Below are 236 nucleotides of genomic sequence, written 5' to 3' on the forward strand. Positions count from 1 at the left end.
CCGACCCCTACCACCTGGCCTTAGCCGTGGTGGGCCCGGATGGAAACCTGAAGCATCACCTCACCCTCTCCCTGGAAGAAGTGGACCGGGCTCACAACAGGGGAGCGAAAGAGCTCGCCCTCTGGAAGATCGCCCACGAGGTCATAGCCCTGGCCCTGAAGGAAGGCGTGGCCATCGCCACCGAACGCTTGAAGTATCTCCCCAAGGGAAAGAGGGGAGACGGCTCAGGCAGGGCC

General features: G+C 63.6%; 1 pseudogene. It reads left to right on the top strand.

What is annotated here, in order from left to right:
* Nucleotides 1-236 (top strand): annotated as a pseudogene (locus ACYQ0J_RS13825) (IS200/IS605 family accessory protein TnpB-related protein); the annotation flags it as partial.

It is taken from the genome of Thermus sp. FJN-A (assembly GCF_054655095.1).